Raw genomic sequence first — 10,359 nt, 5'->3', positions numbered from 1 at the left:
CCAGACCGGCGAGCTCGACCGGCGCGGTTCCTACAAGCGCGTGCGCCTGGGGTCGGACCCGGCGGATCGCCTGCGCTCGCGGGGCGTCCGGACGCGGTATGATGGAGCGGACGGAGCCCGGCCGGGAGGCCGCGGACGCGGAAGGGGAGAGGACCATGGCCGCTAAGTTGAAGGTCGCCATCGCCGCCGGAGGCACGGCGGGGCATGTGAACCCCGCGCTCGCGCTCGCCGAGGAGCTGCGCTCGCGCGGCCATGACGTGCGGTTCTACGGCGAATCGCGGCGGCTCGAGGGCAAGCTCGTCCCCGCGGCGGGCTTCCCGTTCACGCCCATCCACGTGACCGGCTTCGACCGCGAGCGCCCCTGGACGGTCATCTCCGCGCTCGCGAACCTCGCCCGTACCGAGGGCCGGCTCGTCCGCGATTTCAAGCGTGACGCCGCGCTGCGCCCCGACGTCGCGGTCGGGTTCGGCGCCTACATCGAGCTGCCGGTCGTCCGCGCGGCGGCGAAGCTCGGCATCCCGTACGCCCTCCACGAGCAGAACTCCGTCCCCGGCCTCGCCAACAAGCAATCGGCCAAGGGCGCGGCGCTCATCGGCATCGCCCAGCCCGCGGTGCGCGCGGTGTTCGAGCAGCGCGGGGCGTCCCCCGAGGCAATCGAGCTCGTGGGCAATCCCGTGCGCGCCTCGGTGCTCGCCGGCGACCGCGCGCGCGGCCGCGCCGAGCTCGGTGTGCCGGAGGGGGCGACGCTCCTCGTGGTGTTCGGCGGCTCGCTCGGCGCCCGCCACCTGAACGAGCGCATGGCCTCCCTCAAGGGCGAGCTGCTCTCGATGGAGGGCGTGCACGTGCTGCACTCCACGGGCGCGGACGACTTCGAGGCCACGGAGCGCGCGCTCGCGCTGGACGAGGCGGAGGCGCGGCGCTACCACGTGCGCCCCTACATCGACGACATGGGCGACGTCCTCGCCGCCGCGGACCTCGTGCTCTCCCGCGCGGGCGCCTCCTCCATCGCCGAGATCGCCGCGCTCGCCGTCCCGGCGGTGCTCGTGCCCTACCCGCACGCCACGGCCGACCACCAGACGACGAACGCGCGCTACCTCGTGGACGCGGGCGCGGCCGAGATGTGCGCCGACGCCGCCATCGACGAGCCTGCCTTCGCCGACATGCTCCTCGGGCTGCTGCGCGACCCGCAGCGCCGCGCCGAGATGCGCGCCCATGCCGAGGGGCTCGGCCAGGCGCGCGCCGCCGAGCGCTTCGCCGACGCCGTGGAGCGCATCGCGCGCTGATCCGCGCGACGCACGGCGGGCGACCGGCCTCGTATCGGGTCGCGTCGCGCATAGCGATACTGTGTGCGCGCCTTTCTCCGCCTGGTGATTTGACGTACAATCTTCTCTTTGAACATCGGAACGAAGCTGAAGGAGAAGCATCCTCCATGGCAGATTCTCAGACACCCGCGCGCCCGCAACGCATCCACTTCATCGGCATCGGGGGCGCCGGGATGAGCGGCATCGCCCTCGTGCTGCATGAGCGCGGAAGCGCGGTGAGCGGCTCAGACCTCAAGACCTCGCGCTACATCCGCCAGCTCATCCGCGCGGGCGTGGATATCCACATCGGGCACGACGCGGCGACGATCGACGCCGTCCAGCCCGACGTCGTGGTGGTCTCGACGGCCATCCCGGAGACGAACCCGGAGCTCGCGCGCGCCCGTGAGCTCGGCATCCCCGTCTGGCCGCGCGCGAAGATGCTCTCCGAGCTCGGCCGCGGCTACACCACCGTCGCCGTCGCGGGCACGCACGGCAAGACGACCACCTCCTCCATGGTGGCCACGATGCTCGACCGCATGGGGCTCGACCCGAGCTTCCTCATCGGCGGCATCGTCGAGGGCTACGACACGAACGGCCGCAACGGCTCGGGCGCGTACTTCGTCGCCGAGGCGGACGAGTCCGACCGCTCCTTCCTCTACCTCGACCCCGACATCGCCGTCGTCACGAACGTCGAGGCCGACCACCTCGACCACTACGATTCGCTCGATGACATCCGCGAGACGTTCGCGAAGTTCATGGGGCTCGTGGGCGAGGCCGGCACGGTCGTCGTGTGCGGTGACGACCAGAGCCTTGCCGAGCTCGCGCGCAGCACGGGCCGGAAGGTCGTGACCTACGGCCTCACGGAGGGCGTGGACGCGCGCTGCGTGCCCCTGCCCGCCCAGGGCATCGAGGGGCGCTGCCGCGTCATGCTGCCCGACGGCAGCGAGCATGAGGTCTCGATCAAGAGCAACCCCGGCACGCACAACCTCTTGAACGCCACGGCCGCGCTCGTGGTCGCCTGGACGCTCGGCCTCGATGCCGCCGCGGCCGCCACGGCGCTTTCCGGGTTCGCGGGCGTCCGCCGGCGCTTCACGCACGTGGGCGACGTGGCGGGCATCACGGTCGTCGACGATTACGGCCACCATCCCACCGAGGTCAAGGCGACCCTTGAGGCCGCGAGCACGCTCGGCTTCAAACACGTCGACGTCGTCTTCCAGCCGCACCGCTACTCGCGCCTCCAGGCGCTCGCCGACGATTTCGCCGACGCCTTCGAGCGCGCCGACCGGCTCGTGCTCATCGACGTGTTCTCGGCCGGCGAGATGCCCATCCCGGGCGTGACGAGCAAGATGCTCGCCGACACGGTGCGCGCGCACCATCCCGGCAAGGATGTCCGCTACGTGGCCGACCGCATGCAGCTGCCCGAGGTGCTCTCGCACATCGCGGAGGAGGGCGACCTGCTCATCACCATGGGCGCCGGCGACGTCACCACCGTGGGGCCGGAGTTCGTGGCCTATATGGAAGATAAGGACGCGTGAGGCGGCGTGGGCCTCTTCAACGTGGTCATGGCGCTCTCCGGGGCGCTCGATACGGACGTCACCGAGCACGAGAAGCTCGCGCGGCACACAAGCTACCGCATCGGCGGCCCGGCGGCGCTCTTCATTACCTGCCATAGCTACCACGCCCTGCGCCATGCCGTCGAGGAGCTCGAGCGCGAGCGGGTGCCCTGGGTGGTGCTCGGCCGCGGATCGAACGTGCTCGTCTCAGACGAGGGGTACGCGGGCGCCGTCGTCACGCTCGGCCGGGAGTTCTCGCGCACGGTGATCGCCGAGGACGGCTGCACCGTGACGGTCGGCGCGGGCACCGTGCTCGCGCGCCTGGTGAACGAGGCCTACGCGAAGGGGCTCTCCGGCCTCGAGTTCGCCGTGGGCATCCCCGGCACCGTGGGCGGCGCGGTCTCGATGGACGCCGGGACGCGCGATGAGTGGATCGGCTCGCTTATCGAGGACGTCATCACCTACAAGCCGGGCGAGGGGCTCAAGCACTACCGCGGGAACGAGGTCGCGTGGGGCTACCGCGAGAGCAGCCTGCCCCGCGACGAGATCATCCTCGAGGCGACGCTCTCCCTGCGTCCGGCGGCCAAGACGGACATCCGCGACCGCATGGAGCGCTTCCTGTCGCGCCGGCGCCGCACGCAGCCCCAGGGCGTGGCGTCGTGCGGGTCGGTCTTCCGCAACCCGCCCGACGGCAGCGTGGGGAAGATGATCGAGGACTGTGGATTGAAGGGTTTTTCCGTGGGCGGCGCCTGCGTGTCCGACGTTCACGCTAACGTTATCGTGAACACGGGCGCCGCGAGCGCGGCGGATGTCATGGCGGTCATCCGCGAGGTGTATGGGAAGGTGCGTGAGAAGTATGGCGTTGAGCTCCAACCGGAAGTCAAATTCCTCGGCTTCTCGCGCCGCTAAGCCCACGTACCGCCGCGCGAAGGCCGCGGGAGGCAAGAAGGCGTCCGTCGGGCGCGCCCCGTCGGCGGCCAAGAAGGCGTCTTCCGCGAAGAGGCCCGCTGCCAAAAAGCTCGCCCCGTCCAAGAAGCCGGCCGCGGCCAAGAAGCCCGTCACAACCAAGAAACCGGCCGCGGGCGCGAAGCGCGCCCTCGCCTCCGCCCCGGGCGGGAAGACGCTCAAGGGCCCAGCCAAGCAGGCCGCGAAGCCCGCTGGCCTGAAGGCGAAGCGTCAGGGCGCTCCGGCGAAGCCTGCCCTGAAACCCACCAAGCGCATCACCGCCGCGGAGCAGGGGGGCGCCGCGCCCTCCTCGAAGGGGTCTGCGCGCACGCCTGCCTCGACCGCGCGCGCGGGCATCCTCGGCCTGCCCATCGCCCGCATCGGCATCATCGCCGTGGCCGCGCTCGTCGCGGCCGTCGTCATATGGGTCGTCGTCGCGAACTCCCCGATCTTCGCCGCGAGCGACGTGGTGGTGAACGGCAGCGAGCATGTGTCGCAGGAGATGGTCGAGCGCCTGGTCGACGTGCCGGACGGGACGACGCTCCTCAACGTGGACACCGCCGCGATTGAGGAATCGCTCATGCAGAATCCCTGGGTCGCCGGCGTCACGATCGAGCGGACGTTCCCACATACCCTCACCATCACGCCCGTCGAGCGCAAGGTCGCGGCCATCGCCTACATCACATCGGGCGACGTCGCCTGGGCGATCGGCACGGACGAGACCTGGATCGCGCCCATCTCGCTGTCGGTGACGGTCGATGCCGACGGGAACATCGTGTCCACGACAGGGGAGACCCAAGAGGAGGCCGATGCCGAGGCGTCCGGCTCCACGGAGGAGGGCACGGCGGGCGGCAGCGCGGACGCTCAGGATGGCGCCGCGGATACCCAGGCTGATGGCGCCTCCGATGATGCCGCGGCAGCGGATGGCACCTCGAGCGATGGGGATGCGGCTGCCGGGGATGCCGCCGCCGACGCGGCAGCTGGGGACGCCGCTTCCGATACCGGGGGCGCCGCCGCGACGGATGCCGATACCGCCCAAGACGGCGCCGCGAGCGACGGCAACGTGCTCACGGGCGCGCAGGCCGCGCTCGCGATCGCCCGCCGCGACAAGGCGGTCCTGTTCATCGACATACCCGCGGACGTCTCGCCCGCATCGGGTGCGGAGATCACCTCCGACGTCGTCCTCGCCGGCCTCAAGTACGCCGACGGCTTCTCAGAAGACTTCCTCGACCAGATCGAGGATCTCTCGCTCGAATCGGTCGAGGCCATCTCGGCGAACCTCACCTCCGGCATCGAGGTCTCCCTGGGGTCGCCCGAGAACATCGCCCTCAAGGAGCGCGTCGTCACCGAGCTCATCGAGCAGGTCGAGGGCATCACGTACATCAACGTGCGCGACCCGCAGAGCCCTACGTACCGCAGCGTCTAGGCGCGGCGGCGAAACGGTGTTCCGCGGCGTGCGAACGGGATGGAGCGAACGGTTGACCTCCTCGATGACCTGCGCATATCCCGCGGCCTCCACATTTCATCTGCGCAAAAGTTGACTAAACCCCCGTTTTTGTGTAAAGATATGCCGATTTACCTCGACGTTTAACGTGTACTTGAACGTTAGAGTTCCCACAAGGCAGTCCGAGTTCGGAGGACCGACATGCACGAGAGCGAGATCAGCAATTACCTTGCCGTCATCAAGGTGGTAGGCGTCGGCGGCGGCGGAACCAACGCGGTCAACCGCATGATCGAGGAAGGCATCCGCGGCGTCGAGTTCGTCGCCATCAACACCGACGCGCAGGCGCTCGCCATCTCGGACGCCGACATCAAGGTGCACATCGGCACCGACCTCACGCGCGGCCTTGGTGCCGGCGCGAATCCGGAGATCGGCCGCAAGGCCGCCGATGAGAGCCGCGACGACATCCAGGAGGCGCTCGCCGGCGCCGACATGGTCTTCATCACCGCGGGCGAGGGCGGCGGCACGGGCACCGGCGCCGCGCCGATCGTCGCCGACATCGCCATGAACGAGATCGGCGCCCTCACCGTCGCCGTCGTGACGAAGCCCTTCACCTTCGAGGGTCGCAAGCGCAAGGCCAGCGCCGAGGAGGGCATCAAGACCCTCTCCGAGTGCGTCGACACCATGATCGTCATCCCGAACGACAAGTTGCTCGACATCGCCGAGAAGAAGACCACCATGCTCGAGGCCTTCGCGACGGCCGATGGTGTGCTCTCGCAGGGCACCCAGGGCATCACCGACCTCATCACCGTGCCGGGCATCATCAACCTCGACTTCGCCGACGTGAAGACCATCATGAAGCAGGCCGGTACCGCCATGATGGGCATCGGCACCGCGTCCGGTGACAACCGCGCCGTGGACGCCGCGCAGCAGGCCATCTCGAGCCGCCTGCTCGAGAGCTCCATCGACGGCGCCACCCGCGTGCTGCTTTCCATCGCCGGCTCCAAGGACCTGGGCATCCAGGAGATCAACGACGCCGCCGACCTCGTGGCGAACGCCGTCGACCCCGAGGCAAACATCATCTTCGGTACCGTCGTGGACGAGTCGCTCGGCGACCAGGTGCGCATCACCGTCATCGCCACCGGCTTCTCCGACGCGAACGTGAACCGCCAGGACCGCCTGTTCAACGCGCCGGCGCAGAAGAGCGAGCCCGAGCCCGCGCACAGCACCTCCTCGACGCGCCGCATCGGCGACACCGAGGTGCCGAACTTCGGCAACGACCAGTTCGAGCTGCCCGACTTCCTGAAGCGCGGGAACTTCTAGGTCGCGCGCCCTCGCACGTAGAGCGACATCATGCGCCCCGGATTCCTCCGGGGCGCTTTTTCGTTCCGGGCGCAGGCGGCCGGGCATGTGCGGTGTTTATCCCATCTCGGGCACCGGCCGCGCCTCCCGGGCGGAGCGGGGTACCATGCAGGGGTGCGCCCCCGTACCCGATGCGTGCCGAGTCGTGCGGCCGGGGCTTCGGGGGCGAGAGGCGACGATGGACGAGGAGGCGGCATGGACGGGCTCGAGCGTATGGAGCGCGGTGGCGTGACGATGGTGGGCGGGCGCGCAGGGGCGGTGGCCTTCGGGTTCACCGAGCGCACGGGTGGCGTGTCCGAGCCCCCGTTCGCGTCGCTCAACCTGGGCGGCCATGTGGGCGACGACGCCTCGGCCGTCGCAGAGAACCGCCTCCGAGTGCTCGCCGCCCTCGGTGCGGGGCGCGCCGCCCCAAGCCTCCTCATGCCCAACCAGGTGCACGGCGACCATGTCGCGATCGTCCGCAGCTCGAGCGCTGCGGAGCTCGAGCGCGTGCGCGCCGAGATTTCCCGGGGCGCGGACGGCATCGTCTGCACCGCGCCCGACGTACCCGTCATGCTCTGCTTTGCCGACTGCGTGCCCGTCGTGCTCGTGGCGCCCGGCGGCTTCGCGGTCGTCCACTCGGGGTGGAAGGGCACGTACGCCCGCATCGCCGGCAAGGCCGCCCGGATGCTCGCGCACGAGGCGGGCGCATCCGTGCGGGACGTGCGCGCCTACATCGGCCCCCATATCCTGGGCGACGAATACGAGGTCTCCCCGGAGCTCATCAGCCATTTCGAGGAGCGGTTCCACGATGTGCACCCGGCGGGCCCGCGCCTGCTCGATCTGTCGCGCTGCATCGTGCAGGCGCTCACGGAGGAGGGGGTTCCCGCGGCCTCGATCGTGGACACCGGGCTTTCCACGATGCGGCTCAACGACCGCTTCTACTCCTATCGCGCGGAGGGCGGCACCTGCGGCCGACACGCCGCCGTGGCCGTGCTCTTCGACCGGGCTGCGGGCTGATCCGCCTCGGGCGGGTACTTGCGGCGACGCGCGTGAGGCGCCCGCGCGAATGGTGCGCATCGCATGACGGGGCGCGTGCGCGCGGCCTGGCCGGCTGCTCCTGCGCTACTATTGAGCTGCATGCGCGCCGGCATCGGGCGGCGCGGCCACGCTGCCGCGCACCGCGCCCGCCGGCTCGCCGACATATCTGGGAGGGTGCGAAGATGGACGAATACCTTGCTGCTATCCGCGGTCGCCGCGACGAGATCATGGCGCGCGTCGACGCGGCGCTCGAGCGCGCCGGGCGCGCCCCGGGCAGCGTCCAGGTCATGGCGGTCTCCAAGACGGTCGATGTGCCCCAGGTGCTCGCCGCCATCGAGGCGGGGTACCGGCTCTTCGGCGAGAACCGGCCTCAGGAGCTCGTGCGCAAGCTCGCCGCGCTCGGCGAGGTGGAGGGGCTGCCGGATGTCCGCTTCGATATGATCGGCAACCTGCAGACGAACAAGATCAACGCCGTGCTCGGGCGGGCCGCCCGCATCCATTCCGTGAGCTCGCTCCACCTCGCCGAGGCCATCTCGTCCCGCGCGGAGCGCCGCCTCGCCGCAGGCGAGCTCGCGAGCGCCCAGCCCGTGCTCATCGAGGTGAACATCTCGGGCGAGGCGTCCAAGTCCGGCTTCACGGCCGACGAGCTGCGCGCCGCCTTCCCGCGCTTGAGCGAACTTCATGGAATCAGGCTCCAGGGGCTTATGACCATGGCGCCCCGGGGGGATAAGAGCATCGCCCGTGCCACGTTCCGGGGGCTGCGCGAGTTGCGCGACGAGCTTGCCGCCGCCTACCCGGCATGTGACCTCTCGGAGCTCTCGTGCGGCATGAGCGAGGACTTCGAGGCGGCCATCTTGGAAGGTTCGACGCTCGTGCGCCTGGGCAGGGTAGTTTTCAACCCCGCCTTTGAGCTAGAATAGGCGAAAACGAGCAACTCATCCTGCGAACAGGCACGAATCGCAACATGCAGAGAGAGGTTGGGACACGTGGGCTTCCTAGACGACATCAAGAGCAAGCTTCCCTTCGGGCAGAACCAGGGTTCGTACGGCCATGACGCCTATGCCGGGGAAGACGGATACGACGACTACTACGGCGACGACTACCAAGACGAGTTCCAGGCCGTGGATGGCGGCGGGTACCAGGGCTACGACACCGGCCGCGCGCAGCGCGACGAGCAGCCCTCGAACGGCCTGCTCGGCCAGACGCACCGCGGCGAGGCCGAGTCTGTCGCGGTGTACACGAGGTCCGGCCAGCTCGTGGGCGACGCGGACCGCCATGCGACGACATACAACCCGCCCGCGCGCGGGCAGGAGTCCTACCGTCCCGGCGCCTACGACACGCCGTCGAGCTATGCGGCCACGCGCCGCGAGCGCGATGCGGCCGTCGCCGCGGCTCCCGCCGCCTCCTCGGTGGACGAGCGCGCGAGCTCCATCATGAACGCGACCGCCCAGCTCCCGGCGTACGTGCTGCGCCCGGAGAGCTATGACGACGTCGAGACCGTCGTGCGCCGCGTGCGCACGAAGCAGCCGGTCGCCCTCGTGTTCGTGGGCGTCCGCACCGAGATCGCCAAGCGCGTGCTCGACTTCAGCTACGGGTTCGCCTGCGGGCTCGGCGCCTCGGTCAAGGAGGTCGGCGACCGCGTCTTCATGGTGCTTCCCGCCGGCTGCGAGGTCAAGGACTCGGACGTGGCGAAGCTCCGCTCGGCGGGCTACCTCAAGTAGCGTACCGAACCGGTTCATAACGATAGGCCATCTCGGGCGCCCTCCTCGCGCCCGAAGACGACGCAAGGGGTGTTTCCCATTCCTACGCTCACGCTCAACGCGTACTCCATCGCGCAGCTCATCTCGACGCTCGTGAACTTCTATGAGATGCTCATCCTCATCTACATCCTCCTCTCGTGGTTCCCCATCCGCGAGGGGAGCCTGGTGTACGACATCGGCATGGTGCTCCAGTCGCTCTGCGAGCCGTTCCTGGGCTTCTTCCGGCGCTTCATCCCGCCCGTGGGCGGCCTCGATTTCTCGCCCGTAATTGCGGTGATTGCGTTGAATCTCGTATCCCAGCTGGTAATAGGTATAATCATGTAGAACGTGCCGGGTATGGCACAGCGCCTGCTTTGAAGGTTAAGGAGTAGTCCATATGCCCATCACACCTGAAGAGATCCAGAAGCAGCTGTTTTCCGAGGCTCGCCGCGGCTATGACCCCGGCGAGGTCGATGCGTTCCTCGAGCGCCTCGCCTCCGAGGTCGACGCCATGCTGCAGAAGATCTACGACCTCAAGAACCGCCTGACCGCGACCGAGGCTCAGCTCGCCGACGCGCAGGCCCAGCTCGAGCTCGCCGCCGCGAACCCCGCGCCCGCCGCTCCCGAGCCGGTCGCGCAGCCCGCTCCCGGCGTCTCGGCGTCCGAGCGCCAGATCTCCGCGGCGCTCATCGCCGCGCAGCAGACCGCCGACGCCATCGTGGCCGAGGCGCAGCAGAACGCCGACCACATCTGCAGCGAGGCCGACGCCAAGGCGCGCGAGGTCATCCGCCAGGCGCTCCAGGAGAAGCAGGAGGAGCTCAAGGAGATCGACCGCCTCAAGGCGTCCCGCGAGGACTTCAAGGCCGAGTACCTCAAGCTCCTGCAGCACTTCATGGACGACGCGCAGAACTCCTTCCCGCCCGAGCTCATGGCCGCCGCGACGCCCGTCGGCTCCGCGGCGAGCGCGCCCCTGTCGGCTCCCGCCGCGACGCCCGTCG

Annotated in this window: 10 protein-coding genes; all 10 read left to right on the top strand. The window is 69.6% G+C overall.

The genetic code is table 11. The features are described 5' to 3' along the window. Positions 1–155 precede the first annotated feature (155 nt). Positions 156–1,283: an undecaprenyldiphospho-muramoylpentapeptide beta-N-acetylglucosaminyltransferase gene (gene murG / locus BN423_RS02520; protein ID WP_019238703.1), complete on the top strand. Its 1,128-nt coding sequence runs from the start codon at positions 156–158 to the stop codon at positions 1,281–1,283. A 146-nt stretch (positions 1,284–1,429) separates the two neighbouring features. Then, positions 1,430–2,836, top strand: a complete 1,407-nt coding sequence (gene murC, locus BN423_RS02515) for a UDP-N-acetylmuramate--L-alanine ligase (protein WP_019238702.1) — start codon at positions 1,430–1,432, stop codon at positions 2,834–2,836. A 6-nt stretch (positions 2,837–2,842) separates the two neighbouring features. Continuing rightward, positions 2,843–3,763 (top strand): UDP-N-acetylmuramate dehydrogenase, encoded by a 921-nt coding sequence (gene murB / locus BN423_RS02510; protein ID WP_019238701.1) that lies wholly within the window; start codon positions 2,843–2,845, stop codon positions 3,761–3,763. After that, positions 3,711–5,225 carry an FtsQ-type POTRA domain-containing protein gene (locus BN423_RS02505; protein ID WP_019238700.1) on the top strand — a complete coding sequence of 505 codons (1,515 nt, stop codon included), beginning with the start codon at positions 3,711–3,713 and terminating at the stop codon, positions 5,223–5,225. The genes murB and BN423_RS02505 overlap by 53 nt, the downstream gene beginning before the upstream one ends. 219 nt (positions 5,226–5,444) lie before the next feature. Then, complete coding sequence (gene ftsZ / locus BN423_RS02500) at positions 5,445–6,563, top strand: cell division protein FtsZ (protein ID WP_019238699.1); 1,119 nt, start codon at positions 5,445–5,447, stop codon at positions 6,561–6,563. 234 nt (positions 6,564–6,797) lie between these two features. Then, complete coding sequence (locus tag BN423_RS02495) at positions 6,798–7,601, top strand: polyphenol oxidase family protein (RefSeq protein ID WP_019238698.1); 804 nt, start codon at positions 6,798–6,800, stop codon at positions 7,599–7,601. Between the two features lie 203 nt (positions 7,602–7,804). Beyond that, positions 7,805–8,542: a YggS family pyridoxal phosphate-dependent enzyme gene (locus BN423_RS02490; RefSeq protein ID WP_019238697.1), complete on the top strand. Its 738-nt coding sequence runs from the start codon at positions 7,805–7,807 to the stop codon at positions 8,540–8,542. Between the two features lie 66 nt (positions 8,543–8,608). Continuing rightward, positions 8,609–9,343 (top strand): cell division protein SepF, encoded by a 735-nt coding sequence (locus BN423_RS02485; RefSeq protein WP_019238696.1) that lies wholly within the window; start codon positions 8,609–8,611, stop codon positions 9,341–9,343. A gap of 69 nt (positions 9,344–9,412) precedes the next feature. Further along, positions 9,413–9,706: a YggT family protein gene (locus tag BN423_RS02480; RefSeq protein WP_019238695.1), complete on the top strand. Its 294-nt coding sequence runs from the start codon at positions 9,413–9,415 to the stop codon at positions 9,704–9,706. 52 nt (positions 9,707–9,758) lie between these two features. Further along, the coding region (locus tag BN423_RS02475; RefSeq protein WP_019238694.1) for a DivIVA domain-containing protein at positions 9,759–10,359 on the top strand (601 nt) is incomplete at its 3' end.

It is taken from the genome of Enorma timonensis, from assembly GCF_000321165.1.
Taxonomy (GTDB): Bacteria; Actinomycetota; Coriobacteriia; order Coriobacteriales; family Coriobacteriaceae; genus Enorma.
Note: the sequence above shows the minus strand (reverse complement) of the source record. Positions and strands in the feature narration are given on the sequence as shown.